This is a genomic window from Chryseobacterium gambrini, assembly GCF_900156825.1.
GTDB classification, from domain to species: domain Bacteria; phylum Bacteroidota; class Bacteroidia; order Flavobacteriales; family Weeksellaceae; genus Chryseobacterium; species Chryseobacterium gambrini.
Genome location: NZ_FTOV01000003.1, coordinates 505265 through 532093, shown reverse-complemented (window position 1 = coordinate 532093; position 26829 = coordinate 505265). Strand labels below are relative to the sequence as shown.

The window sequence follows — 26829 nt, the reverse complement described above, 5'->3', positions numbered from 1 at the left end:
GTTGAGCAAAAATTTGATTAAAAAATTATTTAGAGTAAAGTTCGACGATAAGCTGTTCCTTGATGTCTTCCGGAATTTGGATTCTCTCAGGAGCAGAAACGAAAGTACCTTCTTTCTTCTCATCGTTGAATTGTAACCACTCATAATTTGCTTTAGAAGCTAATGCGTTTGTAACCACTTCAAGAGACTTAGACTTTTCTCTTACCGCAATTACATCACCTGCTTTTAGCAAATAAGATGGAATATTTACCAGCTCTCCGTTCACAGTAATGTGTCTGTGAGAAACAAGCTGTCTAGCAGCAGATCTTGTTTTAGCAAAACCTAATCTGTATACTACGTTATCCAATCTGGATTCGCAAAGTTGTAATAGAACTTCACCTGTTACCCCTTTACTTCTGTGTGCTTTGTCGAATAAGTTAGCAAACTGTCTTTCTAAAATACCGTAAGTATATTTAGCTTTTTGCTTTTCAGCTAACTGAACTGCGTATTCAGATTTTTTAGCACCTCTTCTTTTGTTAGGACCGTGTTGTCCTGGCGGTTGGTTTTTTCTTTTCTCGAAGTTTTTATCATCTCCGTAGATTGCAGCACCAAACTTTCTAGCAATCTTAGTTTTAGGTCCAATATATCTTGCCATAATGGGTAAATTCTAAAAATTAAACTCTTCTTCTTTTTGGTGGTCTACATCCATTGTGCGGCATAGGAGTCACATCAATGATTTCGCTAACTTCAATTCCTGAATTGTGGATAGATCTGATTGCAGATTCTCTACCTGCACCCGGACCTTTCACAAACACCTTTACTCTTCTTAATCCAGCTTCGTGAGCTACAGCAGAGCAATTTTCAGCTGCCATCTGAGCAGCAAATGGAGTATTCTTTTTAGAACCTCTGAAACCCATTTTACCGGCAGAAGCCCAAGAGATAACCTCTCCGTTTTTATTTGTTAAAGAAATGATGATGTTATTGAAAGAAGCCTGAATATGAGCTTCACCAATAGCTTCAACTTTTACTTTTCTTTTCTTAACTACTTTAGTTTGTTTTGCCATAATTCCTAACGATTATTTACTAGCTTTTTTCTTGTTAGCAACAGTTTTTCTCTTTCCTTTACGGGTTCTAGAGTTGTTTTTCGTTCTCTGGCCTCTTAAAGGTAATCCAAGTCTGTGACGTATTCCTCGTTGGCATCCTATGTCCATTAATCTCTTAATGTTCAATTGCACTTCAGATCTTAATTCTCCTTCTACTTTTACGTTTTCAGAGATGTATGTTCTGATTGCAGCCAATTCATCGTCATTCCATTCGTTGACTTTCTTGTCTTCGCTGATACCGGCAGCTTTAAGGATTTCTGAAGCAGTGCTTCTTCCCACCCCGTAGATGTAAGTTAAACCGATAACGCCTCTTTTGTTTTTTGGTAAATCAATACCTGAAATTCTCGCCATAATTTAATTTTAGCCTTGTCTTTGTTTAAATTTTGGGTTCTTTTTGTTGATTACGAATAGTACACCTTTTCTGCGTACGATTTTGCAATCAGCGCTTCTTTTTTTAATTGATGCTCTTACTTTCATTTTGATAGTATTTATTTTTTAACAATAGCCAAATGGAACACGCGCTCCATTTGGCAGATTGTTTTTAATATCTAAATGTAATTCTCCCTTTCGTTAAATCATAGGGAGACATTTCTAATTTCACCTTATCACCAGGTAAAAGTTTAATATAATGCATTCGCATTTTACCAGAAATATGAGCGATGAGAACATGCCCATTTTCAAGCTCTACACGGAACTGAGCGTTCGAAAGTGCTTCCGTAATAACGCCGTCTTGTTCAATATGTTTTTGTTTCGCCATAAATTAATATCCAGTCGTTCTTGATAATTTAGACTGCATTAACCCATCATAGTGATGGTTCAGCAGATAAGTATTAATCTGTTGAACGGTATCTAAAATTACTCCAACCATAATCAATAGTGATGTTCCCCCGAAAAATAGGGCGAACGCATCTGTCTGAACAAAGGTTCCATGCACAATTGCTGGAAGGATTGCAAAGATAGACAAAAATATTGCACCTGGCAAGGTAATTTTTGATAAAATATCATCTAAATAATCAGCCGTCTCTTTTCCCGGTCTTACTTTCGGTACTAAACCTCCGTTTCTCTTCAAATCATCAGCCATCTGGTTCACCGGAATTGTAATTGCAGTATAGAAAAACGAGAAGATAATAATTAATAGCGCAAACAATACGTTGTACTGCCAGCTAAAAACATTCTTGAAACCTGCAAGAAAAGTATTGGACTCATCTACTTTCGTTAATAAACCCGGTACGAACATCAATGCCTGAGCAAAGATAATTGGCATTACACCGGCAGCATTAACTTTCAATGGAATCCACTGTCTCGCTCCCTGCATAAGATTTCTGTTTACACCTCCTCTTGCCTGAGCTCTGCTTACGTACTGGATCGGGATTTTTCTTACAGCAACAGATAATACTACTGCTAAAAGAACAACCAACATCCAGAAAATTACTTCAATAAGGATCATGATAGACCCCATTCCTCCTTTTCCGTTCTGCACTGCCATTTCCTGAACGAATGCTTCCGGTAATCTTGAAAGAATCCCCACCATAATAAGGATAGAGATACCATTCCCGATACCTTTGTCGGTGATTTTTTCACCTAACCACATTGCGAATACTGAACCGGCAACCAAAATAACAATACTTGGCAACCAGAACATGATAGAATTTGGCTCTACATAATATGCAGATGAGAACTGAGCATACGGTAAAAACAACTGAGTGATCGATGTTAAATAAGAAGGCGCCTGTACAAGACAAACTCCGATTGTTAACCATCTTGTGATCTGGTTCAAAGTATTTCTACCAGACTCTCCATCTTTCTGAAGCTTCTGAAGATAAGGAATAGCCATTCCCATCAACTGAACAATAATAGAAGCAGAAATATAAGGCATGATACCTAACGCCATTACGGAAGCGTGGCTGAAAGCTCCCCCCGTAAACGACGAAAGCAAGCCAAGGAGACCTGCCCCTTGCTTGTTACCGCCTTGATTTTTATAATGCTCTAAGAGATCTCCTACTTCCGCAAGGTTAATTGCAGGTAATGAGATATAAGATGCGAATCTATACACAAGGATAATTCCTAAAGTAAAGATAATTTTATCTCTAAGTTCTTTAAGACTCCAAATATTTTTGAGGGTTTGTATAAATTCTTTCATTAGTGATTATTATAAGGTAATTGCTTTTCCACCTGCCTTAGCGATAAGCTCTTCAGCAGATTTAGTGAACTTGTCAGCAGAGATTGAAACCGCAGATTTCAATTCTCCTCTACCCATAATTTTCACTAATTCGTTTTTAGTAATTAAACCATTCTCAATCATTACCTCTCTTGTAATATCTCCAGTGATAGATTTATTTTCAATTAAAGTCTGGATTGTATCCAGGTTAATCCCTCTAAACTCTTTTCTGTTTACGTTTTTGAATCCGAATTTCGGTAATCTTCTTTGTAAAGGCATCTGACCTCCTTCAAAACCGATCTTCTGAGAATAACCAGCTCTTGCTTTCTGTCCTTTATGCCCTTTTGTAGAAGTACCTCCTTTTCCACTACCTTGTCCTCTACCAATTCTTTTTGAATTGAAAGTAGATCCTGCAGCTGGCTTTATGTTGTTTAAATTCATTTTAAAATTATTTTAAAAATTATTTTTGAACTTCAAGTAAGTGACTAACTGCAGCTATCATTCCTAAGATAGAAGGAGTAGCTTCGTGTTCTACAACTTGGTGAAGTTTCTTAAATCCTAATGCTTCAAGCGTTCTCTTTTGGGTTTTTGTTCTTCCAATAGCGCTTCTTACTTGCTTTACTTTGATTGTTGCCATTGTTTTATATATTAACCGTTAAACACTTTACTTAGAGAAACTCCTCTCATTCTAGCGATTTCTTCAGGTCTTCTGATATCCAATAACGCTTTGAAAGTAGCTTTCACCACGTTGTGAGGGTTAGAAGATCCTTTAGATTTTGAAAGGATATCGTGAATACCAGCAGATTCAAGTACCGCTCTTACCGCACCTCCTGCGATAAGTCCTGTACCATGAGAAGCAGGTCTTAAGAAGATATCTGCACCTCCGTATCTAGCAGTAGTCTGGTGAGGAATTGTGTGGTTCATTACAGGAACTTTCACAAGGTTTTTCTTAGCGTCTTCCACTGCCTTAGCAATTGCAGAAGCAACCTCTTTAGATTTTCCTAATCCGTAACCGATAACTCCATCTTCGTTACCTACAACTACGATAGCAGAGAATCCGAAAGCTCTACCTCCTTTAGTTACTTTTGTTACTCTGTTAACAGCTACGAGACGATCTTTAAGTTCTAATCCTCCCGGTTTTACTCTTTCTATATTATCTAGTCCTAACATATTTTCCGAAATTTAATGATTAGAATTTAAGTCCACCTTCTCTCGCACCATCAGCTAGAGCTTTAATTCTCCCGTGATATACGAATCCGTTTCTATCAAATACAATATTTTCGATTCCTGCAGCGATAGCTTTGGCAGCGATAGCCTTACCTACAGCAGCAGAAACTTCAGTCTTAGTTCCGTTAGCGTCAACTCCTTTCTCTCTTGAAGAAGCAGAAGCTAAAGTTTTTCCACTGTTATCGTCGATTAACTGAGCGTAAATTTCCTTATTACTTTTGTATACAGATAATCTTGGCAATTCAGAAGATCCGGAGATTTTTCCTCTTACTCTTCTTTTGATTCTTATTCTTTTTTCTACTTTACTTAATGCCATAATACTTATAATTTATTAAGCAGATTTACCAGCTTTACGTCTAACAATTTCTCCTACGAATCTTACCCCTTTACCTTTGTATGGTTCAGGCTTTCTGAAAGAACGGATCTTTGCAGCTACCATCCCTAGAAGTTGGTTGTCGTGAGACGTTAAAGTAATAATTGGGTTTTTACCTTTTTCAGTCAATGTATCTACTTTTACTTCGCTTGGAAGTTCCAATACGATACCGTGAGAGAATCCTAAAGCTAACTCAAGTTTTTGACCTGCGTGAGAAGCTCTGTATCCTACCCCTACTAATTCCAGTTTCTTTTCGAAACCTGTGTTTACACCAACAATCATGTTGTTGATTAACGCTCTGTATAAACCGTGAAGCGCTTTATGTTGTTTAGCATCAGATGGTCTGTTTACATTCAGTTCTCCATCTTTCTGTTCTATAGTAATTCCTGCTGTAAGTTCCTGAGAAAGTTCTCCTTTAGGACCTTTTACAGTTACCACACCATCTTTTTCAGTGATAGTAACTCCTGCTGGAACTGTTATAATTGCTTTACCAATTCTTGACATTTTCCTGTGATTAAAAATTAATAAACATAGCAGATTACTTCACCGCCTACTTTTTCTTCTCTAGCTTTCTTGTCAGTCATTACTCCTTTAGAAGTAGAGATGATAGAAATACCCAAACCGTTTAGTACTCTTGGAAGTTCAGTAGAACCTTTGTACTGTCTCAAACCTGGTCTAGAAGCTCTTTGGATAGACTTGATAGCTGGTTTGTTGGTTTGTTTGTCGTACTTTAAAGCGATTTTGATCGTACCCTGAACAGCGCTATCTTCAAACTTGTAGTTTAAGATATACCCTTGATCGAATAAGATCTTAGTAATCTCCTTTTTGATTTTCGATGCAGGAATTTCCACCACTTTGTGGCCTGCGCTTTGTGCGTTCCTTACTCTTGTTAGGAAATCTGAAATTGGATCTGTTACCATTTTTCTTTTATAAATTATTGGTTAAAGAACAATCAGTATTGTAAGGACTTGAAGAGTAAAATATCAGACCTCAGAAATCTCGGTCTGATATTTTTATCTTTAGTATCCAGACAACTTAATTGTCCCGATTTTTAATTAGTAATTATTACCAACTAGCTTTTTTAACTCCCGGGATAAGACCGTTGTTTGCCATTTCTCTGAAAGTTACTCTGGAAATACCGAACGTTCTCATGTATCCTCTTGGTCTACCTGTTAGTTTACATCTGTTGTGTAATCTTACAGGAGAAGCATTTTTAGGCAATTTTTGAAGTCCTTCGTAATCACCAGCTTCTTTAAGAGCCTGTCTTTTAGCAGCGTATTTAGCAACTAGTGCTTCTCTTTTGCGCTCACGCGCTTTCATTGATTCTTTAGCCATTTCTTAGTTCTTTTTAAATGGTAAACCGAAGTGAGTTAATAATGCTTTCGCTTCTTTATCTGTTTTCGCTGTAGTAACGAAAGTGATGTCCATCCCCTGGATTTTTTTCACTTTGTCGATTACGATCTCAGGGAAGATGATCTGCTCAGTGATCCCTAAGTTGTAGTTACCTCTACCATCGAAACCATCAGCCTTGATTCCAGAGAAATCTCTGATTCTTGGCAATGCAGAAGAAGTTAATCTGTCTAAGAACTCATACATTTTGTTAGCTCTTAGTGTAACTTTAGCACCTACAGGCATTCCTTTTCTCAATTTGAAAGCAGCTTCGTCTTTCTTAGAGATTGTACCTACAGCCTTCTGACCAGTGATGTTCGTTAATTCTTCAACAGCATAATCGATGATTTTTTTGTCTGCTGTAGCATCTCCTAAACCTTGAGATAAAACAATTTTCTCTAATCTGGGTACCTGCATTACAGACTTGTATCCGAATTCTTCCATCATTGCAGGAACAATCGTTTCTTTATATGCTTTTTTGGGTCTTGCTATATATTCCATGTGTTATTTAAAATTATAAAGTTTCACCCGTTTTTTTGTTGATTCTTACTTTCTTATCTCCTTCGATTTTGTAACCTACTTTGATAGCTTTTCCGTCTTTTCCAACTAAAGCTACGTTTGAGATATGAATAGAAGCTTCTCTTTCAACGATTCCTCCTTGAGGATTTGAAGCTGAAGGCTTAACGTGTTTTTTAACGATATTAAGTCCTGCAACTACTACTCTTGGGTCTCTTCCTTCTTTTTTGATCACTTCAATAACTTCACCTGTACCACCTTTAAGACCTTTCTTACCTGTAGTTACGATGACGTTATCTCCTCTTTTTATTTTTAACTTTGACATTTTTTTACAATTTTAAATATTAAAGTACTTCAGGAGCTAATGAAATGATTTTCATATATTCTTTGTCTCTCAGCTCACGAGCAACTGGTCCGAAAACACGGGTTCCTCTCATTTCTCCCGCTGCGTTTAGCAATACACAAGCATTGTCTTCGAATTTGATGTATGAACCATCTTTTCTTCTTACTGCTTTTTTAGTTCTTACTACTACAGCTTTAGATACCTGACCTTTTTTAGCGTTTCCTGATGGTGTAGAATCTTTGATAGTAACAACGATTTTATCACCAACTGAAGCATATCTTCTTCTGGTTCCTCCCAGAACTCTGATAACCAATACTTCTTTAGCACCTGTGTTATCAGCAACTTTTAATCTTGATTCTGTTTGTAACATTATTACTTAGCTTTTTCAATGATTCTTACTAGTCTCCATCTCTTGTTCTTGCTCATAGGTCTAGTTTCTTGGATCAAAACTGTATCACCTTCTGTGCATTCGTTGTTCTCGTCGTGTGCAGTATATTTTTTCGTTTTCAATACGAATTTACCGTACATCGGGTGCTTTACTCTCGTAGTTTCACTAACAACAATAGTTTTTTCCATTTTATTGCTGGAAACCACTCCGATTCTTTCTTTTCTTAAATTTCTATCCATTTTAAAATGAAATTATTGTTTGTTAGTTAACTCAGTGTTTAGTCTAGCGATTGTTTTTCTCAAATCTCTGATTTGGATCGGGTTTTCAATTGGGCTGATTGCATGAGCCAATTTCAATTTAGAATATTGAGCTTTTGCTTCAGTTAATTGAGCTTGAATATCACCCGCGCTTAAATTTTTAATATCAGCTTTTTTCATTGTATTCAAAGATTAAAGAGGTTTAACAAAATCGTTAGCAACTACAAATTTAGTAACAACTGGTAATTTTTGTGCCGCAAGTCTAAGAGCTTCTTTCGCTACTTCGTAAGGAACACCTCCTACTTCGAACATAATTTTACCTGGTTTTACTACAGCTACCCAATATTCCACAGCACCTTTACCTTTACCCATACGTACTTCCGCAGGTTTTTTAGTAATTGGCTTATCCGGGAAGATTTTGATCCATAGTTGACCTTCTCTCTTCATATATCTTGTCGCAGCGATACGAGCAGCTTCAATTTGTCTTGCAGTGATCCAAGCACCTTCTGTCGCCTTGATTCCGAAAGTTCCATAAGCAAGTTGACTACCTCTCTGGGCACTCCCCTTCATTTTCATCTTATGTACTCTACGGAACTTGGTTCTTTTTGGTTGTAACATAATTTCTAAATTTTAGATTTTAGATTTTAGATTTTAGATTTTTTTTATTTTAAAAAAGTAACGGTAATTTAAAATTCAAAATTTCTAATCTAAAATTTTAATTATTATTGTTATTGTTGTTGTTTTTTCTAGGTCTTCTGTTGTCTCTGTCTCCTCCTCTGTTTCCTCTTTCAGACTGACCTCCTTTTTTCTGTTGTCCCACTAATGGAGAAAGTTCTCTTTTACCGTAAACTTCACCTTTCATGATCCAAACTTTTACCCCTAGTTTTCCGTACTGAGTAAGTGCTTCACCGATGTGGTAATCGATATCTGCTCTGAAAGTAGACAATGGAATTCTTCCTTCTTTGAAAGATTCTGATCTTGCCATTTCAGCTCCGTTCAATCTACCAGAGATCTGAACTTTGATACCTTCTGCTCCCATTCTCATTGTACCTGCCATCGCCATTTTAACAGCTCTTCTGTAAGAAATTCTGTTTTCAATCTGCTTAGCAATGCTGTCTGCAACTAATACTGCATCCAGCTCAGGTCTTTTGATTTCGAAGATGTTGATCTGAATATCCTTTTTAGTCAATTTTTTCAACTCTTCTTTCAGTTTGTCAACTTCCTGACCTCCTTTACCGATGATAAGTCCCGGTCTAGCAGTAGTAATTGTAACTGTTACTAATTTTAATGTTCTTTCAATATAAATTCTTGAAATCCCACCTTTAGATAATCTAGCTTCAAGGTATCTTCTGATTTTGTAGTCTTCCGCGATTCTGTCTCCATAATCGTTTCCGCCAAACCAGTTAGAATCCCATCCTCTGATGATACCTAATCTGTTACCAATTGGATTTGTCTTCTGTCCCATACCTTGATTTAGTTTTCTTTATTACCTAAGATTAATGTAACGTGGTTAGATCTTTTTCTGATTCTGTACCCTCTACCTTGCGGAGCTGGTCTTAGTCTCTTCAATTGTCTTGCACTATCCACGAATATTTCTTTAACGATAAGGTTTGCTTCCTCGATGTCTGCCCCTTCGTTTTTCACTTGCCAGTTAGCAATTGCAGAAAGAAGTAATTTTTCTAATTTGTTAGAAGCTTCTTTCTTAGAATATTTAAGGATATAAAGAGCTTTATCTACTTGCTCTCCTCTAATGATATCAGCAACTAATCTCATTTTTCTCGGAGAAGATGGGCAGTTATTTAATGAAGCCTTAACAACGTCTTTGTTAGCTTCTTTTCTTGCGATTGCGCTATCTTGTTTTCTTGATCCCATGATTATCTGCTTCCTTTGTTTTTGTTACCACCATGACCTCTGAAAGATCTTGTTGGAGAAAATTCGCCTAACTTGTGACCAACCATGTTTTCTGTAACATAAACAGGGATAAAAGATTTCCCATTGTGTACAGCAATAGTTTGTCCTACGAAGTCCGGAGAGATCATAGATGCTCTAGACCAAGTTTTGATAACTGTCTTCTTACCAGACTCTATATTTGCCTGAACCTTCTTATCTAAAGTATGATGAATGAACGGTCCTTTCTTAAGTGATCTTGCCATAATTATTTTCTTTTAGATACGATGTAACGGTTAGACACTTTGTTTTTCTTTCTAGTTTTGTAACCTTTAGCCGGTTTACCGTTTCTAGATCTTGGGTGACCTCCAGAAGAACGTCCTTCACCACCTCCCATTGGGTGATCTACAGGGTTCATTACTACCGCTCTTGTTCTTGGTCTTCTACCTAACCATCTGCTTCTACCAGCTTTACCTGATACAGTTAATTGGTGATCAGAGTTGGAAACTGAACCTATCATTGCCATACATTCAGTAAGGATCATTCTGGATTCTCCTGAAGGCAATTTAATGATTGCATATTTCCCGTCTCTTGAAGTTAATTGCGCTGAAGAACCAGCACTTCTTGCTAAAATAGCACCTTGACCAGGCTTCATTTCAACACAAGAAATTACAGTACCCAATGGAATGTTTTTCAATTTCATTGCGTTACCTACATTTGGTTCTACGCTTTCACCTGAAACTACTTTTTGGTCTACTTTGATACCGTTTGGAGCGATGATATATCTCTTCTCTCCGTCTGCGTACTCTAATAAAGCGATAAATGCAGTTCTGTTTGGATCGTATTCTACAGATTTTACAGTTGCTTCAACGTTTGCTTTGTTTCTTTTGAAGTCAATAATTCTGTATTTCTTTTTGTGTCCACCTCCGGTGTAACGCATGGTCATTTTACCTGTTTGGTTACGTCCACCTGACTTTTTAATACCAACTGTTAGAGATTTCTCTGGTTTGTTAGTAGTAATTTCCTCAAAATTGTTTACAATTCTGAATCTCTGTCCCGGGGTGATAGGTTTTAATTTTCTAACAGACATTACTATTATTTATAATTATAATTAATTTACAGCAAAAATATCGATAACCTCACCTTCAGCAAGTTTGATTACCGCTTTTTTCAATTTGTTTGTCTTTCCTACTTGAAGACCTTTTTTAGTGTATTTCGAAGAAACCTTCGGAGCATAAATCATTGTATTAACGTCTGCTACTTTTACACCATAAGCCGCTTCTACAGCTTTCTTAATCTGGATTTTATTCGCCTTAGTATCTACCAAGAAAGAATAAGAACCTCTTAAATCTGTAAGGTAATTAGCCTTTTCTGAGATAACTGGTTTAATGATAATAGACATGATTTATTTCTTTAAATTTTCCTGGAATTTTTCTACTGCACCTTCGAAGAATACGATCTCACCTGCGTTTACTAAATCGTAAGAACTCACTTCGTTGAAGTTCATTACTTTAGTCTTAGGTAAGTTTCTTGAAGATAAATACACATTCTTGTTAGCTTCAGGAAGAATGAACAAAGATTTTTTACCGTTTAATGTTAATGCATCTAATAAAGTAATGAAATCTTTAGTCTTAGGAGCTTCGAAGCTCATATCTTCTAAAACTTTAATGCTGTTGTCTCTCATTTTCTGAGATAAAACAGATTTCTTAGCTAATCTCTTAAGAGCTTTATTCAATTTGAATCTGTAGTCTCTTGGTTTTGGACCGAATACTCTACCTCCTCCTCTGAAAGTTGGAGATTTAATATCACCATATCTAGCAGAACCAGATCCTTTTTGCTTCTTAAGTTTTTTAGTAGAAGCTGTGATTTCGCTTCTTTCTTTTGCTTTATGAGTCCCTTGTCTTTGTGCCGCAAGGTACTGTTTAACTTCTAAGTAAACCGCGTGCTGATTTGGCTCAATTCCGAATACTGTTTCGTCTAGAGTTACTTTTCTTCCGGTCTCTTTTCCTGATGTATTTAATACTACTAGTTCCATTTTCTGATAATTACATAAGAATTTTTAGCTCCCGGAACAGCACCTTTTACTACTAAAAGATTTTGTTCTTGATCCACTTTTAATACCTGAAGGTTTTGTACAGTTACCTGCTTACCTCCCATTCTTCCAGCCATTCTCATCCCTTTGAATACTCTTGAAGGGTCAGATCCAGCACCGATAGAACCTGGAGCTCTAAGTCTGTTGTGCTGACCATGAGTTGCCTGCATTACACCTCCAAATCCGTGTCTTTTAACAACACCCTGGAAGCCTTTACCTTTTGAAGTACCTGTTACGTCTACGAATTCTCCTTCGTTGAACAAGTCTACCTTTACTTCTTCTCCTACTTTTACTTCATCAACGAACTCTCTGTAGAATTCTACCAATTTAGCTTTAGGAGCAGAACCAGCCTTTTTAAAATGACCAGCTAACGCTTTACCAACGTTCTTCTCACTCTTGTCATCGAAACCTAATTGAACTGACTTATAACCGTCTTTTTCAATGGTTCTGACCTGTAAAACCGAGCATGGACCAGCCTGAATAACTGTACAAGGAATATTTTTCCCTGCTTCGTCAAACAAAGAAGTCATACCGATTTTTTTACCAATAATACCTGACATTGTTTATGTTATAATAAAATTTATCCTTTATTTATCCCCATTTTTCGGAAGTCTGAAGCAATTTCTACTTTTGATATAGGCATACTACGCCCCTAAAATGAGTGTGCAAATTTATGAATATTTTTATAACTGACAAATATTTACAGTAAAATATTTTGATTTTTAATCATTTACAGAAAAAACTTAAGATCACGAGTTTTGAATGATGTCAAAATTATTCACTTTACAGACTTTTTTGCAAAAACGAAAGAAATAGCCAGAAGAAGGAATGATATGACTTAATCACTGAATAATTAAGGAGCCAGTTCAATCGGATTATTTTTCTTTTTAATCCTATCCTTTATTTGTCGCTCTGTTCCTGAATCGAAACTAAAACCTCCTTTAGCAATTTCAGAGACGAAATTTTCATGAAAATTTTTAAATGCTTTATAAAATTCAGATTTCTTTACCGTTTTTCCTTTAACTCTCTTTTTGGAAATCCACATCTTAGGCTTTTCTGAAAAGGTTTTATAACTCACAAGCTCGAACGTATATTGTTTTTTAGAATCCTCAATCTCCACAATCAGTCCCGGAAGACCATAAAATTTATAAGGACCATCAGAAACCGGAATTTCGTTCGTGAACCACGCTTTATAATCACGTCCCGCATACGTAACCAACGCAGCCTGACATTTTAAATTTTCTATTTCTTTTGTTTCATCGGTAATCTTCCAGTTAAAATCAGGCTTTTCTTCGTAAATAAAGTTGTCCTTAATAATATAATCGTAATAAGAAATATTGTTTTTTTCAAAGTTTTTAATGACGCGAAAAGTAAAATTGGTTTTAGGTAAACTTTTAGGATCAAGACCAAAAGCAAAACGGTTTGCTCCACCAGCTAAAGAATCTCTGTTATATGAAGTTACTCCCATAAACTGAGATTTCTCTTTTCCCCTTTCCAAAATAAAATACTCTTCATTAGAACTGGATTTATCCAGAGAATCAATCTGATATTTCAAAAGATATACATATCTGGATTCAACATCATCGATATTTACCTTTTCCTGAGCGGAAAAATTAACAAGTGTAAAAAAGAATAAAAAAGTAAAAAATGTAATTTTATAAGACATCCTATTTATATTTTATGATTGGAGACTGCATATGCGTTCTTAAAAATATAAATAAACATTCTATAATCAAAATTAATTGCGAATAATACAGAAAAACAAGACAATAATAATTTGAATTAAAAAATTACGCCGTATTTATTTAACAATAACACTCACGCCAATTTCTTCAAGCTTATTTTTATCCTCCTCTAAAATATCACCGTCTGTGATCAGAAAGTCAATTTTATCCAGATCTGCGATTTTTCCGAAACCTTTTTTATTAAGTTTGGAAGAATCGGCAAGGATCACCACCTTGTCCGAACATTCAATCATTAATTGATTAAGATGAGCTTCCGCAGCATTGGAAGTACTGATCCCGAAATTCATATCAATTCCGTCTACTCCCAGAAATAATTTATTGCACGAGAAATGCTTCAGAATCGTTTCAGAGATAGATCCCACAATAGAAGTAGAGCTTTTTCTCACCTCCCCTCCCAATTGTATAATATTAATGTTCGGATTATTGCAAAGCTCGATCGCAACGCGTAAAGAAGAAGTGAGAACCGTCAACGGACCAAAATTTACCAGCATACGTGCAAGATAATGCATCGTGGTTCCTGAAGCCAGAATAATACAGTCGTTTTCCTGAATCAGAGAAAGCGCACCTTTCGCAATATTCTTTTTAGCCTCTACATTGATATTTTCCTTTTCATCTACATTTTTTTCGTACGCATACCTCACCTGCTTACTTGCTCCTCCGTGATTCCGGAACAGCAATCCAAGACTTTCAAGATAATTAAGATCCTTTCGGATCGTAACCGACGAAACATTGAATTTCTCACAAAGATCCTGAACCAGAATATGATCTTTTTCGTCTAATTCCTTTAAAATATCATTATGCCTTGGAAGCAATTTCTCCATTACGTTTCGTTTTCTCAAAAATACCATTTTTATTTTGATTCGAAAAATTTCATTTATTTTCTTTTTGGTTTCGTTTTTAATTTATAACTTTGAAAACGAAACATAACGAAATATTATGAAACGAAACGAAGAACTCAGCAAATTATCCACCGTTAAAGAATGGGACTTTATCATCATTGGCGGAGGAGCGAGTGGATTAGGTTCGGCACTGGACGCAACAAGCAGAGGATTTAAAACGTTACTGTTAGAATCTCACGATTTTGCAAAAGCAACTTCCAGCAGAAGTACAAAACTGGTACACGGCGGCGTAAGATATTTAGCACAGGGAGATATCGGCTTGGTAAAAGAAGCTTTAAAAGAAAGAGGTTTACTGGCAAAAAATGCAGCACACGTTGTAAAAAACCAGTCTTTTATTATTCCAAATTACACTTGGTGGGAAGGAATTTATTATAAAATAGGACTTTCGGTTTACGATTTTCTTGCCGGAAAATTAAGTTTGGGAAGAACGAAATACATCAGCAAATCAAAAACCGTAGAGAAACTTCCGACCATCGAACAAAAAGGTCTGGCGAGCGGAGTGGTTTATCAGGACGGACAGTTTGACGATGCAAGACTGGCGATCAACTTAACACAGACCATTATTGAAAAAGGCGGAACAGCGGTTAATTACGTTAAAGTGATTAATCTGATGAAAAATGACTCCAATAAGATCATCGGCGTTGTTGCAGAAGATCAGTTTACAAAACAGCAATTCGAAATCAAAGCGAAAGTTGTTATCAATGCAACCGGAGTTTTCACGAATGATATTTTAAATATGAATAACCCGAAACATGGAAAATTCGTCGTTCCAAGTCAGGGAATTCATTTGGTTCTGGATAAATCGTTTCTGAAAAGCGATGATGCCATCATGATTCCTAAAACTTCAGACGGAAGGGTTTTATTTGTCGTTCCGTGGCACGACAGAGCTTTGGTAGGAACAACCGATACTTTACTGGAAAACGAAAGTTTTGAGCCAAGAGCTTTGGAAGATGAGATTAAATTTGTCCTGAATACCGCAAGACAATATTTAGCGAAAAAGCCAACCCGTGAAGACGTAAAATCTGTTTTCGCAGGACTCAGACCTCTCGCAGCTCCGAAAGACGGCAGCAAAAGCACAAAAGAAGTTTCCAGAAGTCATAAAGTCGTTACTTCAGACACGGGACTCATCTCGATTATCGGAGGAAAATGGACGACATACCGTAAAATGGCGGAAGACACGATTGATGAAGCCATGAAAGTTCATAACCTCGGAATAACCACTTCCAAAACAGAACACCTTTCGATACATGGAAATGTGAAACCCGAAACGGTGGACAGAACGAATCATTTATATGTTTACGGAGCCGATATTCCGGAAATAAAAAAACTACAGCAGAACAATCCTGAATTATCAGAAAAAATACATCCTGATCATCCCTTCACCATGGCAGAAGCAGTCTGGGCAATACGAAGCGAAATGGCACAAACCATTGAGGATATTTTAGCACGAAGAGTCCGGCTTTTATTTTTAGATGCAAGAGCAGCAATCGACAGCGCACACAAGATTGCACAGATCATCGCAAAAGAAAACGGGCATTCTGCGGAATGGGCAGATGAACAGGAAAGAGAATTTATCGAATTGGCGAAAGGATATTTACTGACTCCTTATTCTCCAAGATCCATTTAACCTTAATTTACGATCACAGCATGAGTGAAAAGTTGATTCTCGCTCTGGACCAAGGTACGACTTCGTCGAGAGCCATTTTATTCAATCACAGCGGAGAAATTGAATTTGTTTCTCAGAAAAGTTTTGAACAGATCTTTCCTACACCGGGTTGGGTAGAACACGATCCCAATGAAATCTGGTCTTCACAGGTTTCCGTAGCCGCAGAAGTCATTGCCAAAGCAGGAATTTCCGGTCGTGAAATTGCTGCCATCGGAATTACCAATCAGCGTGAAACCACCGTTGTATGGGATAAAGAAACCGGAGAACCTGTGTATAATGCCATTGTATGGCAGGACAGAAGAACGTCCAAATATTGTGACGAATTAAAAGAACAGGGTCATGCTGAGAAAATTAAAGAAAAAACAGGTCTTGTACTGGATGCTTATTTTTCAGCAACAAAACTGAAGTGGATTTTAGACAATGTAGAAGGCGCAAGAGAAAAAGCAGAAGCCGGAAAATTATGTTTCGGAACAGTAGACACTTTCCTTGTCTGGAAACTTACGCGCGGAAAGATGTTCATCACCGATGTTTCGAATGCAAGCAGAACCATGCTTTTGAATATTCATACTTTAGAATGGGATGATGATTTACTGGAACTTTTCAACATTCCAAGATCGATTTTGCCGGAAGTAAAACAAAGCAGTGAAATCTACGGAGAAACAGCTACTACATTATTCTCCACAAAAATTCCGATCGCAGGGATTGCGGGAGATCAGCAGGCTGCATTATTCGGACAGATGTGTACGACTCCGGGAATGGTAAAAAATACGTACGGAACAGGCTGTTTTCTTTTAATGAATACAGGAACAGAAGCCGTTTTATCTAAAAACAATTTACTGACAACCGTTGCATGGAAAATTAATGGAGAAGTGAATTACGCTTTGGAAGGAAGTGTTTTTGTAGGAGGTGCAGCGATTCAGTGGCTGAGAGACGGTCTAAAATTAATCCGTTCCGCAGAGGAAGTAAATACTTTGGCACAATCGGTTGAAGATAATGGCGGGGTGTACTTTGTTCCTGCATTAACGGGTTTAGGCGCTCCCCATTGGGATCAGTATGCCCGCGGAAATATCGTTGGCGTAACCCGCGGAACTACGAACGGACATATCGCAAGAGCTACTTTGGAAGGTATTGCTTTTCAGGTGTATGATATTGTAAAAGCAATGGAAGCTGATTCCGGAACGGAAAGTTTAGAATTAAGAGTAGACGGCGGAGCTTCTGCAAGTGATTTGCTGATGCAGATTCAGTCAGATTTATTCGGATTTAAAATTACAAGACCCAAAACTCTGGAAACAACCGCTTTGGGAGCGGCTTATCTTGCCGGACTTGCTGTCGGATACTGGGAAAACATTGATGAAATACAGTCTCAATGGATAATTGATAAAGATTTCCACCCGCAACTTGAAAAAGAAAAAGTGGAAAAAATGGTAAAAACCTGGACAAAAGCGGTACAGCGTTCTCAAAACTGGATCGAAGATTAACCTTTTAAAATAAAACTATGACTCCATTTACAGCAGAAATAATCGGCACAATGCTGATGATCCTTTTAGGAAACGGCGTAGTAGCCAATGTTGTTTTGAAAGGCACAAAAGGAAACAATTCCGGCTGGATTGTAATTACCACCGCCTGGGCTCTGGCAGTTTTTGTGGGGGTAACCGTCGCAGGACCTGTCAGCGGAGCACACCTGAATCCCGCAGTGACTTTAGGCCTGGCTTTCGTAGGAAAATTTTCATGGGATCTGGTTCCTACCTATATTGCCGGAGAAATGATCGGGGCAATGTTGGGCGCATCTCTGGTCTGGATTTTCAATAAAGATCATTTTGCCATTACGGAAGACGAAGGGGCAAAACTTGCGTGTTTCAGTACCGGACCTGCCATCAGAAAACCTGTTTCCAATTTAATCAGTGAAATTATCGGAACTTTCGTTTTGGTGTTCGTGATTTTTCATTTCGCAGATCCAAGCATGACTTTAAATAATGATCCGAACGCAAAAATAGGATTAGGAAGTGTAGGAGCTTTACCAGTCACTTTATTAGTCTGGGCAATCGGTCTTTCTTTAGGAGGAACTACAGGCTACGCTATTAATCCGGCAAGAGATCTCGGACCAAGAATTATGCACGCTCTTCTTCCGGTAAAAGGAAGCAGTGACTGGAGTTACGCATGGATTCCTATTGCAGGACCAATCATCGGAGCAGGACTTGCCGCTTTACTTCACGGAATTCTGAGCTAACAAAACTTTACTTTATGAAAAAACTAATCTATTTATGCCTGATTTTATCAGGTACAGGAACTCTTTTTGCCCAGGAAAACACAGAAACAAAGGAAGAAAGCAGACTGGATTTTACCGCAAATATTCAGAATAACCATCTTTGGAGAGGTTTAATTATTACTGACAAGCCGGTTGTGATGGGAAATCTTTCTTATGCTCTGGATAAAGAAAAAAAATGGAAAGTCGGGATTTGGGGCGCATCTGCACTAACGGACGATAAAGACAATACACATTATAAAGAAATCAATTATTATGTACAGTTTTCCAACGGAAGATTTTACATTGGATTGTGGGATTTATTTAATTCAAGAAATATAAACACTGCGGTGGCTTCGGATGATATTTTTAATTATTCCAACAGGAGAACAGCGCATATTATTGATTTAAGAACCAATTATACATTTGGTGCTTCTTTTCCTTTAAATATTGAAGCAGACATTATGCTGTATGGAGGAGCTAATGCGGGAGAAGTGGTTCTGGAATCTGACGGAACGTATAAAAAGAATAAATATTCAACATATATTCAAGCGAGTTATCCTGTCATTAAAGATAAAAAAGTAAATCTGGACGCGTTTGTAGGAGCCGGATTTGCTTTAAATGACAAAAGATTTCTTTACGGAAACGGAGAAAACAGTTTTGATATTGTAAATGTAGGCGTGAAGGCAGGTAAAACCGTAAAAATCACCGATCATTACAGTCTTCCTGTTTCCATGATGGCAATGTGGAACCCATCGAATAAGTTCGCAAGAATTCAGCTTGCTGCAACAGTATTCTAGAAAATTAATTGTTAGTAATGTACAGACCATCTCTTCTGGAGGTGGTTTTTTATTAATTTGATGTTTTTTAATGTAAACTTGTGTAAACTAATTTCAAAATTAACTGCAAAAGATGATTATGCCGCAATAATTAGAGTAATCAAAGTACTCAAAAGAATAAAAATCGAAGATTTTTAAAGCTGTTGTTATCTATTCTAGCTTTAAATAAAATTTCATCTTCCCTTTTGTGGTTAAATAAATAGTTTAAACAAATGTATTATTCAGAAGATAACATATAAAATGGCTTAAAAAAGAGAAATCACCGTGATTTTACGGTGTAATTTTTGATAAGATATTTTTAATTTTGAGAAAAATTTACTTGTGAAAAAACTTTTATTTCTATTTTTCTTCCTTTTCTCCTTACTTTCATTGGCGCAGTCGAAAGTTCCGTTTTTCGGGAAAAGAGATTTTACCGTAGAAAATGGAGCTAACGGATCCGGAACTCCCGGTTATTATATCAACATAAAAGATAACGGCGATGTCCATTTCGGTTTTATACAGATCAATCAGGCAGACGGAACGGAAACCAAAGAAGAAAGCAATGCAGGAAAATATGATCCGAAAGTGATGAAAGTTTATTTTAAAACCTATAATGAAACATTTTACGTGAAATTTGATAAAGAAAAAATTTACCTGACGGATGAAAACGGAAAAGTAAGAAAGTCAGACGATTGCTGTCCCGTTTCTGAAATAGAAAAAACGAATTGCGAATGCTCAGGAATATTATACCAATGATGAAAGCTTCTCAACTTCTGTTAATTTTATTTCTCGTTGTTTCCTGTGGTAAAAAACAATCTCATCCGTACACTTTTTATTACTGGAAAACCCGTTTGGCTTTAGACAAAACAGAGAAAGACGTTTTACAAAAAGCAACCGATCCTTATTTATATACGCGTTTTTTTGATGTTGATAAATTGGACGGGAAATTTCAGCCTGTCGGAGTTATTACAAAAGATCAGAGTTTCAGCACCGACAAAAATATTATTCCGACTGTTTTTATTACAAACCGTGCGTTTCTCAACATCACCAATGAGGAAATACAGTTTCTTGCAGCAAGCATTAATGATTTGATTACAAAAAAGAGTTCAGAATATCAGTTGAAGACCGGCAATCAAATACAAATTGACTGCGACTGGACTGCAGGAACCCGCGATGATTATTTTAAATTTCTGAAAAAATTAAAGGAGGTTTCAAAAAAAACAGTAACCTGTACACTTCGTCTTCATCAGGTAAAAGATAAAAATATCATGGGAATTCCACCGGTTGAGCAGGTTTTTCTGATGTGCTACTCCACTTCTTCACCGCTGGAAAACTCAGATAAAAATTCTATTTTGGATGTGAGTACACTCAAAAATTACCTTTCTAAGCTGGAAGATTATCCTGTTAAAAAAATTGAGGTTGCCTTACCAATTTATTCGTGGGGAATTGTAACTAACCATTTGGGAAAACATAAACTGATTAATGCTTTGTCTGAAAAGGATCTTAAAAACCCCGATTTCAAGCGAATATCCGACACAGAAATTGAAATACAAAAGGACGGATTTTATTTCGGAAGTTATCTGAACAAAGGTTTCAGAATTAAAATTGAAGAGATTTCGGATCAGCAGCTTCAGGAAGTTATCCGTTTTCTGGAGAAAAAAATAAACAACTTTACTATGATTTATTATCAGCTAGACAGTAAATTTGTTACAGGTCAGAACTTTAGCTTGTAAATTCAATTAAAATTCTGCGTAAATTGCATTATGCTTAAAAAGATAACTCTTACAGATTTTTTAAACGGATCAGCGTAAGATTTATTTAAAATAAACATACATTCATTAAAATTATAAACTTAAAAAAACACCATTAACAAAATGAAAAAGTACTTTCTTTCGCTCGCGGTTCTATCGCTTTTTTACAGTAAAACTGAAGCGTGCGCATGGTCTGATCCGGATTATGAATATTTCAATCTGTTTACACAGAGTATCATCAAGGATAAATCTTACCTGCCTTTCCTTCACAGCTATTCCACCAGATTTTATACAGATTTTAAACAATCCCAGATTCCTAATGAAAATGTGGATGCCTGGAAAAAATTCTTTAATAATCAACTGACTTTCGCGGAAACAGATTATCTGGTGAATAAAATGAACATCAATGATCTGAACGCTCTGAAAAATGGCAGCACCAACAATCAGCTTCTTACAAAACTCGGGTCTGGTTTCTATTCTAAATATAAGGAAGCAATTGATTATCTGATTGAGGCAAAATATCTTGAACCGTACATGAAAATCAACTATGTTGAAAGTCCGGATTCTTTTTATTACCGTGAAAGCGAAAGCTCCCAAAATGCTACAAATCTTGATTACAATAAAACGATCACGACATTAACCTCTCTTTACAACTCAGCAAAAAATCCTGAAATCAAACAGCGTTACGGATATCAGTTGGTGCGTTTCAACCATTATACAAGAAATTACGAAGCAGCGGTTGAAGCTTTCAAGAATTATGTTGAACCCATAAAATCAAGAGGAGCAACCTATTTTATGGCTCTCGATCAATTGGCGGGTGCGCAACGCGGACTGGATCTGAAAAGTGATGCCAACTGGAATTTCTTTCAGGTTTTTATGAACAGTAAAAGCCGTAAAGAGTCTGCCTTCGTATCTATGAAACTTTCGGACACTGCTTCTTTTAATAATATCATGAAAAGAGCGGGAACGAATGAAGAAAAAAACATGGCTTATTTTCTTTTAGGCTATGAGGATTTCAACAATCCGATTCCGATCATGGAAAAAATGTTTGAAATAGATCCTGATTCTGAAATTCTGAAAGTGATGGCGGTGAGGAGCATCAATGAACTGGAAAGAAACTATCTTCCGATTTATTATTACACCAACAATAATGAAAAATCTACGGTAAAAGTTTCTGCAAACACTACAGCGGATCAGCCAAAAACTGAAGTTACGGAAGCTCCTAAAGAGGAAAAAATATCGTTTTGGCAGAAAATTGTGCGCTTTTTTAAGAAGTTATTCGGAGTTAAAGATAAAACGAGTACTGAAATGAAAGCCGATCAAAGCGATGATGAATTGCTGGACAACCCGAACAGAATTCCGGTTTTCAACAAGAATAATTATTACTATGACGATCAGACGAAAGATTTCTTAGATGATCTTGAAAAATTCACAAGCAAAACGAAAGAAAAATCTAAGGATGAATACTGGCAAATTGCAGATGCTTATCTTAAGTTCCTTAAGAAAGATTATAAAGCCAGTACAGAGATTTTATCAGACATTCAAACCAGCAATCCCGAATATCAGGAACAGATTAAAAGAATGAAGGTTCTGAATGATATCGTTTCCCAGCCTAAAATTGATGCGGATTTCGAAGATCATTTAATGAAAGATTATGCTGAATATTTTGTGGATAAACCGGAAGAGCCTAAAAAAGACAGTACGGAAACAGAGTATGATTATTATGGTGAGGTTCCTTCTACAAAAGATTTCCTGAAAGATGTTCTTGCCAACCGTTATTTCCTGCAGGGTGAAGACGGAAAATCTTTCCTTATGAGCAATACGCTTTCTGATCTTCAGTACAATCCCAACTCCAGTCTGGTAAAAAGTGTGGAAGATTTTTACAGAAAGCCGAACAAAACGAAATTCGAGGAACAGATTATTGCTAAAAATATTGATGATGTAGGAAATATCGATGCCTTTTTTGCCGTGATTTATGGTGACAGAGCCATGAGACAGGCAGATTTTGAGAAGGCTAAATCATACTACACAAAAGCTCAGAATTTCACAGGAATTCCTAGAATCAATTATGACTGGGACGGGAATTCTCAGAAAAAAACGCCTCATCAATACGGAGCTTCAGAATACAATGGTTTCCGAAGTATTTCGGATCTTGTTTTCGGACATAATGTTTGGGAAAGTTATCAGAGTGCGCCAGAAGAAAGTATGGTGAAGGAAGATTTTTCTCAGTTTTCTTTCATTAAACCTATGATGAATAAATTTGAATTGGCAGATGCTTTAATTCAGCTTAAAAAAATAGGAAGCGGTAAGGACGAAAAATCAACAAAAGCCAATCAGCTCATCGGAAATCTTCTTTACAATACTTCTTCTTTGGGATATTACAGACAGTTATTTGTGATGGATGTTGACAATACGAATGGCGGAAAATATAATTTCTGGAGTACCGATAGTGAAACTCCATATCAGTACTACTACAAGAACTTTACAAGTACTACTTTTATTGAACCTGATAATTTTGATCTGGCAATTAATTATTATAAAAAAGCATTGAATACATCAGCGGATAAAGAACAGAAAGCAAGAATTCTGTTTCAGATGGCAAGCGCGGAACAAGGGAAATATTATCAGTATGAAGCTAAAAATCCTTCGAACGTAGATTATTCGGATCCAAAATGGAGCGAGAAAACGGATGCTTTCCAAAAGCAGTTAGATCAGATTAAAAATCAGAAATACAGAACCTATTTTGCCATGCTGAAAACACAGTATGCCGATACAGAGACTGCAAAAAATCTGATGGGAAGCTGTTCTTATTTCGGGTATTTTATGAAATAGAATGTTTAATAAAAAAAAGGAATCAGATCGATTCCTTTTTTTTATTTTCTTTTTGCTGTTGCAACCACTCTTCATGTTTTTTTCGGAAAGCATCATGCTTCCGATCCTGATTTCTTTTTGCCGCATCGATAGAATGTGAGGAATGGATATCTTCATCCTCTTCGGCAAAATCTGCCAGTTTTTCATAGTAACAATGGAGCTGATCGAGTTCCTTCTCCGTTAGATCTTCAATATCCACAATTCTGTTGCTGGCTTTTTCATTCGCGGCGATCAGTTCATTTAATTTGATCTGAATGGCTTTCGAGTCTTTATTCTGTGCTTTCTGAATTAAAAATACCATCAGGAATGTGATGATGGTTGTTCCGGTATTAATTACGAGCTGCCACGTTTCGGAGTACTTAAAAATCGGTCCTGAAGCACCCCAGATAATAACGATTAAGGTTGCTCCGATGAAGGCGTAGGAACTTCCTGTAAATTTTGTTGCCCAGTCTGAAAATTTCTCGAAAAAACTTTTATCTGACTTATCCATTTTCGTTGGTTTTAATGAGATTTAAAGCATCAAAAACTCCGCCGAAAAAGATGAGTTTGTGGATAATCAAAATGTTAAATTCAGTTACATTTTATACCTTGTTTCTAAAAACAAAATATGACAATACATAAAAAATCCGCTCCCCGAAAGGAACGGATTTTATATAATCATTGCAAAGTATGCAATTATCACACTTTAATTTCAACATCTACACCTGAAGGAAGTTCTAACTTCATTAGAGCATCCACAGTTTTAGAAGAAGAAGAGTAGATATCCATCAATCTCTTGTGAGCTGATAACTGGAACTGCTCTCTTGCTTTCTTGTTTACGTGTGGAGATCTCAACACTGTGAAGATTCTCTTGTTGGTTGGCAATGGAATTGGTCCGTTTACAACAGCACCAGTAGCCTTTACCGTTTTTACGATTTTCTCTGCAGATTTATCTACCAAGTTGTAATCGTAAGATTTAAGTTTTATTCTGATTCTTTGTGACATTTTAATCTAATTTAATATTAACCTTTAGCCTTAGCGATTACTTCTTCAGCAACGTTTGTAGGAGCAGCTTCGTATTTCTCGAATTCCATAGAAGATGTTGCTCTACCTGAAGATAACGTTCTAAGAGAAGTTACATAACCAAACATTTCAGATAGTGGAACGAAAGCTTTGATAACTTTAGCGTTGTTTCTATCGTCCATACCGTTCACAGTACCTCTTCTTCTATTAAGGTCACCTACGATATCACCCATGTACTCTTCAGGAGTTACTACTTCAAGCTTCATGATTGGTTCCATGATAACCGCTTTAGCAGCTCTACCAGATTCTTTGAAACCTAACTTTGCAGCAAGTTCGAAAGATAACTGATCCGAGTCAACCTGGTGGTAAGATCCATCTTTCAATGTAATCTTCATAGATTCTACCTCAAATCCAGCTAAAGGACCGTTCTTCATTGCTTCTCTGAATCCTTTTTCAACTGAAGGAACAAATTCCTTAGGAATGTTACCCCCTTTAATTTCGTTGATGAATTCAAGACCTGTTTTTCCTTCGTCTGCAGGACCGATTTCGAATACGATATCCGCGAACTTACCTCTACCTCCAGACTGCTTTTTGTAAACCTCTCTGTGGCTGGCTTTTTGTGTAAGAGCTTCTTTGTATTCTACTTGCGGCTGACCTTGGTTAACCTCTACTTTGAACTCTCTTCTCATACGGTCTACGATGATATCCAAGTGAAGCTCACCCATACCGGAGATGATTGTTTGTCCTGAAGCCTCGTCTGTCTTAACCTGGAACGTTGGATCTTCTTCAGCTAATTTTGCTAAAGCGTTACCCATTTTATCCTGGTCAGCTTTTGTTTTAGGCTCAACAGCGATACCGATTACCGGATCCGGGAAGATCATCGATTCAAGAACGATTGGGTTCTTTTCATCAGATAATGTATCTCCTGTTTTAATATCTTTAAATCCTACAGCTGCACCGATATCTCCAGCCTCGATATACTCAACCGGATTTTGTTTGTTCGCGTGCATCTGATAGATTCTTGAGATTCTTTCTTTGTTACCAGATCTTGTGTTTAATACATAAGAACCAGCATCCAATCTTCCTGAATAAGCTCTGAAGAATGCTAATCTACCTACGAACGGGTCAGTAGCAATTTTGAAAGCTAATGCAGCGAAAGGCTCCTCAACAGATGGTTTTCTTTCGATATCAGCGTCAGTTCTTGGATCTGTTCCTTTGATATTGTCCTTATCCAATGGAGAAGGAAGATATTTACAAACAGCATCAAGCATGAACTGTACTCCTTTGTTTTTGAAAGAAGATCCACAAGTCATTGGAATGATAGAAAGATCGATAGTAGCTTTTCTTAATGCTTCGTTGATTTCCTCTTCAGAAATTGAATCCGGATCTTCGAAGAATTTCTCCATCAAAGTCTCATCATAATCCGCTACAGCTTCTACTAATTTCTCTCTATATTCAAGAACTTCATCCTTCATGTCTTCAGGAATTGGAACTACTTCATAAGTAGCACCCTGTCCTGCTTCATCCCAGATGATCGCTCTGTTCTTAATTAAGTCTACAACCCCTTTGAAATCTTCTTCAGCACCGATTGGTAAAACGATTGGAACTGCATTAGATCCTAACATTTCTTTTACTTGTTTTACAACGTTCAAGAAGTCAGCACCCTGTCTGTCCATTTTATTTACGAATCCCATTCTCGCAACTTTGTAGTTGTCAGCTAATCTCCAGTTTGTTTCAGACTGAGGCTCTACTCCATCTACCGCAGAGAATAAGAATACCAAACCGTCCAATACTCTCAAAGATCTGTTTACTTCTACAGTGAAGTCAACGTGTCCCGGTGTATCGATAATGTTGAAGTGGTAAGGTTTTGTTTCAGGTAATTTCTTACCTTGATCTGTTGGGAAATTCCAGTTACAAGTAGTTGCAGCAGAAGTAATGGTAATACCTCTTTCTGCTTCCTGTTCCATCCAGTCCATTGTAGAAGCACCATCGTGAACTTCTCCAATTTTATGGTTTACACCTGTATAGAATAAAATCCTTTCTGTAGTGGTAGTCTTACCTGCATCAATGTGAGCAGCAATACCAATATTTCTTGTAAATTTAAGATCTCTTCCCATTTCAGA

At 36.9% G+C, this 26829-nt stretch carries 38 protein-coding genes; 7 read left to right on the top strand and 31 right to left on the bottom strand.

All coding sequences use genetic code 11. The features are described 5' to 3' along the window. Positions 1–25: 25 nt before the first annotated feature. The 28 genes from rpsD to BW951_RS08740 all read right to left on the bottom strand — a co-directional run bounded on the left by rpsD (position 26) and on the right by BW951_RS08740 (position 14278). Positions 26–634, bottom strand: coding sequence for a 30S ribosomal protein S4 (rpsD, locus tag BW951_RS08875; RefSeq protein ID WP_029297746.1), 609 nt, complete (start codon positions 632–634; stop codon positions 26–28). A gap of 19 nt (positions 635–653) precedes the next feature. After that, complete coding sequence (rpsK, locus tag BW951_RS08870; protein ID WP_002983263.1) at positions 654–1043, bottom strand: 30S ribosomal protein S11; 390 nt, start codon at positions 1041–1043, stop codon at positions 654–656. 12 nt (positions 1044–1055) lie between these two features. Continuing rightward, positions 1056–1433 carry a 30S ribosomal protein S13 gene (rpsM, locus tag BW951_RS08865; protein WP_076391870.1) on the bottom strand — a complete coding sequence of 126 codons (378 nt, stop codon included), beginning with the start codon at positions 1431–1433 and terminating at the stop codon, positions 1056–1058. A 9-nt stretch (positions 1434–1442) separates the two neighbouring features. Then, complete coding sequence (gene rpmJ, locus BW951_RS08860; protein ID WP_007839480.1) at positions 1443–1559, bottom strand: 50S ribosomal protein L36; 117 nt, start codon at positions 1557–1559, stop codon at positions 1443–1445. 64 nt (positions 1560–1623) lie between these two features. Beyond that, on the bottom strand, positions 1624–1839 hold the full coding sequence (infA, locus tag BW951_RS08855; protein WP_055861802.1) for a translation initiation factor IF-1: 216 nt from the start codon (positions 1837–1839) through the stop codon (positions 1624–1626). Positions 1840–1842: 3 nt separating this feature from the next. Continuing rightward, on the bottom strand, positions 1843–3222 hold the full coding sequence (secY, locus tag BW951_RS08850) for a preprotein translocase subunit SecY (RefSeq protein ID WP_076391868.1): 1380 nt from the start codon (positions 3220–3222) through the stop codon (positions 1843–1845). A gap of 9 nt (positions 3223–3231) precedes the next feature. Then, positions 3232–3681: a 50S ribosomal protein L15 gene (rplO, locus tag BW951_RS08845; RefSeq protein WP_034678030.1), complete on the bottom strand. Its 450-nt coding sequence runs from the start codon at positions 3679–3681 to the stop codon at positions 3232–3234. 19 nt (positions 3682–3700) lie between these two features. Beyond that, positions 3701–3877, bottom strand: a complete 177-nt coding sequence (rpmD, locus tag BW951_RS08840) for a 50S ribosomal protein L30 (RefSeq protein ID WP_007839493.1) — start codon at positions 3875–3877, stop codon at positions 3701–3703. Positions 3878–3888: 11 nt separating this feature from the next. After that, positions 3889–4410 (bottom strand): 30S ribosomal protein S5, encoded by a 522-nt coding sequence (gene rpsE, locus BW951_RS08835; protein ID WP_047401284.1) that lies wholly within the window; start codon positions 4408–4410, stop codon positions 3889–3891. Between the two features lie 19 nt (positions 4411–4429). Further along, positions 4430–4783, bottom strand: a complete 354-nt coding sequence (rplR, locus tag BW951_RS08830) for a 50S ribosomal protein L18 (RefSeq protein WP_076391866.1) — start codon at positions 4781–4783, stop codon at positions 4430–4432. A 15-nt stretch (positions 4784–4798) separates the two neighbouring features. Continuing rightward, positions 4799–5344: a 50S ribosomal protein L6 gene (rplF, locus tag BW951_RS08825; protein ID WP_076391864.1), complete on the bottom strand. Its 546-nt coding sequence runs from the start codon at positions 5342–5344 to the stop codon at positions 4799–4801. A gap of 17 nt (positions 5345–5361) precedes the next feature. Further along, positions 5362–5760, bottom strand: a complete 399-nt coding sequence (gene rpsH, locus BW951_RS08820; protein ID WP_029297768.1) for a 30S ribosomal protein S8 — start codon at positions 5758–5760, stop codon at positions 5362–5364. Between the two features lie 145 nt (positions 5761–5905). Further along, complete coding sequence (rpsN, locus tag BW951_RS08815; RefSeq protein WP_029297771.1) at positions 5906–6175, bottom strand: 30S ribosomal protein S14; 270 nt, start codon at positions 6173–6175, stop codon at positions 5906–5908. 3 nt (positions 6176–6178) lie between these two features. After that, positions 6179–6730, bottom strand: a complete 552-nt coding sequence (gene rplE, locus BW951_RS08810) for a 50S ribosomal protein L5 (protein WP_072883928.1) — start codon at positions 6728–6730, stop codon at positions 6179–6181. A gap of 13 nt (positions 6731–6743) precedes the next feature. Beyond that, on the bottom strand, positions 6744–7070 hold the full coding sequence (gene rplX / locus BW951_RS08805) for a 50S ribosomal protein L24 (RefSeq protein WP_076391862.1): 327 nt from the start codon (positions 7068–7070) through the stop codon (positions 6744–6746). Between the two features lie 19 nt (positions 7071–7089). Beyond that, positions 7090–7458 carry a 50S ribosomal protein L14 gene (gene rplN / locus BW951_RS08800; RefSeq protein ID WP_007839504.1) on the bottom strand — a complete coding sequence of 123 codons (369 nt, stop codon included), beginning with the start codon at positions 7456–7458 and terminating at the stop codon, positions 7090–7092. Between the two features lie 2 nt (positions 7459–7460). Then, positions 7461–7715 (bottom strand): 30S ribosomal protein S17, encoded by a 255-nt coding sequence (gene rpsQ / locus BW951_RS08795; RefSeq protein WP_076391860.1) that lies wholly within the window; start codon positions 7713–7715, stop codon positions 7461–7463. Positions 7716–7727: 12 nt separating this feature from the next. Then, complete coding sequence (gene rpmC / locus BW951_RS08790) at positions 7728–7913, bottom strand: 50S ribosomal protein L29 (RefSeq protein WP_027381309.1); 186 nt, start codon at positions 7911–7913, stop codon at positions 7728–7730. Positions 7914–7925: 12 nt separating this feature from the next. Beyond that, positions 7926–8351, bottom strand: a complete 426-nt coding sequence (gene rplP, locus BW951_RS08785) for a 50S ribosomal protein L16 (RefSeq protein ID WP_072883926.1) — start codon at positions 8349–8351, stop codon at positions 7926–7928. A gap of 97 nt (positions 8352–8448) precedes the next feature. Next, on the bottom strand, positions 8449–9198 hold the full coding sequence (gene rpsC, locus BW951_RS08780) for a 30S ribosomal protein S3 (protein WP_076391858.1): 750 nt from the start codon (positions 9196–9198) through the stop codon (positions 8449–8451). An 8-nt stretch (positions 9199–9206) separates the two neighbouring features. After that, positions 9207–9605 carry a 50S ribosomal protein L22 gene (gene rplV, locus BW951_RS08775; RefSeq protein WP_050020604.1) on the bottom strand — a complete coding sequence of 133 codons (399 nt, stop codon included), beginning with the start codon at positions 9603–9605 and terminating at the stop codon, positions 9207–9209. A gap of 2 nt (positions 9606–9607) precedes the next feature. Beyond that, positions 9608–9886 carry a 30S ribosomal protein S19 gene (rpsS, locus tag BW951_RS08770; protein WP_002983209.1) on the bottom strand — a complete coding sequence of 93 codons (279 nt, stop codon included), beginning with the start codon at positions 9884–9886 and terminating at the stop codon, positions 9608–9610. A gap of 2 nt (positions 9887–9888) precedes the next feature. Beyond that, positions 9889–10710 carry a 50S ribosomal protein L2 gene (gene rplB, locus BW951_RS08765; RefSeq protein ID WP_027381305.1) on the bottom strand — a complete coding sequence of 274 codons (822 nt, stop codon included), beginning with the start codon at positions 10708–10710 and terminating at the stop codon, positions 9889–9891. Positions 10711–10731: 21 nt separating this feature from the next. Then, positions 10732–11022 carry a 50S ribosomal protein L23 gene (gene rplW / locus BW951_RS08760; protein WP_042720941.1) on the bottom strand — a complete coding sequence of 97 codons (291 nt, stop codon included), beginning with the start codon at positions 11020–11022 and terminating at the stop codon, positions 10732–10734. Between the two features lie 3 nt (positions 11023–11025). Beyond that, entirely contained in the window at positions 11026–11655 is a 630-nt protein-coding gene (gene rplD, locus BW951_RS08755) for a 50S ribosomal protein L4 (protein ID WP_076391856.1), read from the bottom strand. Then, entirely contained in the window at positions 11646–12272 is a 627-nt protein-coding gene (gene rplC, locus BW951_RS08750) for a 50S ribosomal protein L3 (RefSeq protein ID WP_076391854.1), read from the bottom strand. The genes rplD and rplC overlap by 10 nt, the downstream gene beginning before the upstream one ends. Positions 12273–12565: 293 nt before the next feature. Next, the gene (locus BW951_RS08745) at positions 12566–13378 is read right to left on the bottom strand and encodes a GLPGLI family protein (RefSeq protein WP_076391852.1); all 813 of its coding nucleotides are present in this window, start codon (positions 13376–13378) and stop codon (positions 12566–12568) included. 135 nt (positions 13379–13513) lie between these two features. Then, positions 13514–14278 carry a DeoR/GlpR family DNA-binding transcription regulator gene (locus BW951_RS08740; protein ID WP_076391995.1) on the bottom strand — a complete coding sequence of 255 codons (765 nt, stop codon included), beginning with the start codon at positions 14276–14278 and terminating at the stop codon, positions 13514–13516. Positions 14279–14393: 115 nt separating this feature from the next. Here BW951_RS08740 and BW951_RS08735 point away from each other — a divergent pair, with 115 nt between their 5' ends. The 7 genes from BW951_RS08735 (at position 14394) to BW951_RS08705 (ending at position 23665) form a co-directional block, all read left to right on the top strand. Continuing rightward, entirely contained in the window at positions 14394–15983 is a 1590-nt protein-coding gene (locus tag BW951_RS08735; RefSeq protein ID WP_076391850.1) for a glycerol-3-phosphate dehydrogenase/oxidase, read from the top strand. 20 nt (positions 15984–16003) lie between these two features. Beyond that, positions 16004–17500 (top strand): glycerol kinase GlpK, encoded by a 1497-nt coding sequence (gene glpK / locus BW951_RS08730; protein WP_076391848.1) that lies wholly within the window; start codon positions 16004–16006, stop codon positions 17498–17500. A gap of 17 nt (positions 17501–17517) precedes the next feature. Beyond that, a complete protein-coding gene (locus BW951_RS08725) occupies positions 17518–18249 on the top strand; it encodes an MIP/aquaporin family protein (protein ID WP_076391846.1) in 732 nt (243 codons plus the stop codon). Positions 18250–18263: 14 nt separating this feature from the next. Then, positions 18264–19064 (top strand): hypothetical protein, encoded by an 801-nt coding sequence (locus BW951_RS08720; RefSeq protein WP_076391844.1) that lies wholly within the window; start codon positions 18264–18266, stop codon positions 19062–19064. Between the two features lie 360 nt (positions 19065–19424). Then, complete coding sequence (locus BW951_RS08715; protein ID WP_076391842.1) at positions 19425–19838, top strand: hypothetical protein; 414 nt, start codon at positions 19425–19427, stop codon at positions 19836–19838. Continuing rightward, on the top strand, positions 19838–20815 hold the full coding sequence (locus BW951_RS08710) for a hypothetical protein (protein WP_076391993.1): 978 nt from the start codon (positions 19838–19840) through the stop codon (positions 20813–20815). The genes BW951_RS08715 and BW951_RS08710 overlap by 1 nt, the downstream gene beginning before the upstream one ends. 141 nt (positions 20816–20956) lie before the next feature. Then, complete coding sequence (locus BW951_RS08705) at positions 20957–23665, top strand: hypothetical protein (protein WP_076391840.1); 2709 nt, start codon at positions 20957–20959, stop codon at positions 23663–23665. Positions 23666–23687: 22 nt separating this feature from the next. Here the strand turns inward: BW951_RS08705 and BW951_RS08700 are convergent, their stop codons facing one another. From BW951_RS08700 to fusA, 3 genes are all read right to left on the bottom strand, one after another. After that, positions 23688–24194 carry a low affinity iron permease family protein gene (locus BW951_RS08700; RefSeq protein WP_076391838.1) on the bottom strand — a complete coding sequence of 169 codons (507 nt, stop codon included), beginning with the start codon at positions 24192–24194 and terminating at the stop codon, positions 23688–23690. A gap of 188 nt (positions 24195–24382) precedes the next feature. Then, a complete protein-coding gene (rpsJ, locus tag BW951_RS08695; RefSeq protein ID WP_002661363.1) occupies positions 24383–24688 on the bottom strand; it encodes a 30S ribosomal protein S10 in 306 nt (101 codons plus the stop codon). A 17-nt stretch (positions 24689–24705) separates the two neighbouring features. Beyond that, positions 24706–26823, bottom strand: a complete 2118-nt coding sequence (gene fusA, locus BW951_RS08690; RefSeq protein ID WP_076391836.1) for an elongation factor G — start codon at positions 26821–26823, stop codon at positions 24706–24708. Positions 26824–26829 lie beyond the last annotated feature (6 nt).

Bases quoted from the DNA above. Each gene is read 5' to 3' on its own strand.
- rpsD (WP_029297746.1), bottom strand. From the start codon at position 634: ATGGCAAGATATATTGGACCTAAAACTAAGATTGCTAGAAAGTTTGGT.
- rpsK (WP_002983263.1), bottom strand. From the start codon at position 1,043: ATGGCAAAACAAACTAAAGTAGTTAAGAAAAGAAAAGTAAAAGTTGAA.
- rpsM (WP_076391870.1), bottom strand. From the start codon at position 1,433: ATGGCGAGAATTTCAGGTATTGATTTACCAAAAAACAAAAGAGGCGTT.
- rpmJ (WP_007839480.1), bottom strand. From the start codon at position 1,559: ATGAAAGTAAGAGCATCAATTAAAAAAAGAAGCGCTGATTGCAAAATC.
- infA (WP_055861802.1), bottom strand. From the start codon at position 1,839: ATGGCGAAACAAAAACATATTGAACAAGACGGCGTTATTACGGAAGCA.
- secY (WP_076391868.1), bottom strand. From the start codon at position 3,222: ATGAAAGAATTTATACAAACCCTCAAAAATATTTGGAGTCTTAAAGAA.
- rplO (WP_034678030.1), bottom strand. From the start codon at position 3,681: ATGAATTTAAACAACATAAAGCCAGCTGCAGGATCTACTTTCAATTCA.
- rpmD (WP_007839493.1), bottom strand. From the start codon at position 3,877: ATGGCAACAATCAAAGTAAAGCAAGTAAGAAGCGCTATTGGAAGAACA.
- rpsE (WP_047401284.1), bottom strand. From the start codon at position 4,410: ATGTTAGGACTAGATAATATAGAAAGAGTAAAACCGGGAGGATTAGAA.
- rplR (WP_076391866.1), bottom strand. From the start codon at position 4,783: ATGGCATTAAGTAAAGTAGAAAAAAGAATAAGAATCAAAAGAAGAGTA.
- rplF (WP_076391864.1), bottom strand. From the start codon at position 5,344: ATGTCAAGAATTGGTAAAGCAATTATAACAGTTCCAGCAGGAGTTACT.
- rpsH (WP_029297768.1), bottom strand. From the start codon at position 5,760: ATGGTAACAGATCCAATTTCAGATTTCCTAACAAGAGTAAGGAACGCA.
- rpsN (WP_029297771.1), bottom strand. From the start codon at position 6,175: ATGGCTAAAGAATCAATGAAAGCGCGTGAGCGCAAAAGAGAAGCACTA.
- rplE (WP_072883928.1), bottom strand. From the start codon at position 6,730: ATGGAATATATAGCAAGACCCAAAAAAGCATATAAAGAAACGATTGTT.
- rplX (WP_076391862.1), bottom strand. From the start codon at position 7,070: ATGTCAAAGTTAAAAATAAAAAGAGGAGATAACGTCATCGTAACTACA.
- rplN (WP_007839504.1), bottom strand. From the start codon at position 7,458: ATGTTACAAACAGAATCAAGATTAAAAGTTGCTGATAACACAGGTGCT.
- rpsQ (WP_076391860.1), bottom strand. From the start codon at position 7,715: ATGGATAGAAATTTAAGAAAAGAAAGAATCGGAGTGGTTTCCAGCAAT.
- rpmC (WP_027381309.1), bottom strand. From the start codon at position 7,913: ATGAAAAAAGCTGATATTAAAAATTTAAGCGCGGGTGATATTCAAGCT.
- rplP (WP_072883926.1), bottom strand. From the start codon at position 8,351: ATGTTACAACCAAAAAGAACCAAGTTCCGTAGAGTACATAAGATGAAA.
- rpsC (WP_076391858.1), bottom strand. From the start codon at position 9,198: ATGGGACAGAAGACAAATCCAATTGGTAACAGATTAGGTATCATCAGA.
- rplV (WP_050020604.1), bottom strand. From the start codon at position 9,605: ATGGGATCAAGAAAACAAGATAGCGCAATCGCAAGAAAAGAAGCTAAC.
- rpsS (WP_002983209.1), bottom strand. From the start codon at position 9,886: ATGGCAAGATCACTTAAGAAAGGACCGTTCATTCATCATACTTTAGAT.
- rplB (WP_027381305.1), bottom strand. From the start codon at position 10,710: ATGTCTGTTAGAAAATTAAAACCTATCACCCCGGGACAGAGATTCAGA.
- rplW (WP_042720941.1), bottom strand. From the start codon at position 11,022: ATGTCTATTATCATTAAACCAGTTATCTCAGAAAAGGCTAATTACCTT.
- rplD (WP_076391856.1), bottom strand. From the start codon at position 11,655: ATGGAACTAGTAGTATTAAATACATCAGGAAAAGAGACCGGAAGAAAA.
- rplC (WP_076391854.1), bottom strand. From the start codon at position 12,272: ATGTCAGGTATTATTGGTAAAAAAATCGGTATGACTTCTTTGTTTGAC.
- BW951_RS08745 (WP_076391852.1), bottom strand. From the start codon at position 13,378: ATGTCTTATAAAATTACATTTTTTACTTTTTTATTCTTTTTTACACTT.
- BW951_RS08740 (WP_076391995.1), bottom strand. From the start codon at position 14,278: ATGGAGAAATTGCTTCCAAGGCATAATGATATTTTAAAGGAATTAGAC.
- BW951_RS08735 (WP_076391850.1), top strand. From the start codon at position 14,394: ATGAAACGAAACGAAGAACTCAGCAAATTATCCACCGTTAAAGAATGG.
- glpK (WP_076391848.1), top strand. From the start codon at position 16,004: ATGAGTGAAAAGTTGATTCTCGCTCTGGACCAAGGTACGACTTCGTCG.
- BW951_RS08725 (WP_076391846.1), top strand. From the start codon at position 17,518: ATGACTCCATTTACAGCAGAAATAATCGGCACAATGCTGATGATCCTT.
- BW951_RS08720 (WP_076391844.1), top strand. From the start codon at position 18,264: ATGAAAAAACTAATCTATTTATGCCTGATTTTATCAGGTACAGGAACT.
- BW951_RS08710 (WP_076391993.1), top strand. From the start codon at position 19,838: ATGAAAGCTTCTCAACTTCTGTTAATTTTATTTCTCGTTGTTTCCTGT.
- BW951_RS08705 (WP_076391840.1), top strand. From the start codon at position 20,957: ATGAAAAAGTACTTTCTTTCGCTCGCGGTTCTATCGCTTTTTTACAGT.
- BW951_RS08700 (WP_076391838.1), bottom strand. From the start codon at position 24,194: ATGGATAAGTCAGATAAAAGTTTTTTCGAGAAATTTTCAGACTGGGCA.
- rpsJ (WP_002661363.1), bottom strand. From the start codon at position 24,688: ATGTCACAAAGAATCAGAATAAAACTTAAATCTTACGATTACAACTTG.
- fusA (WP_076391836.1), bottom strand. From the start codon at position 26,823: ATGGGAAGAGATCTTAAATTTACAAGAAATATTGGTATTGCTGCTCAC.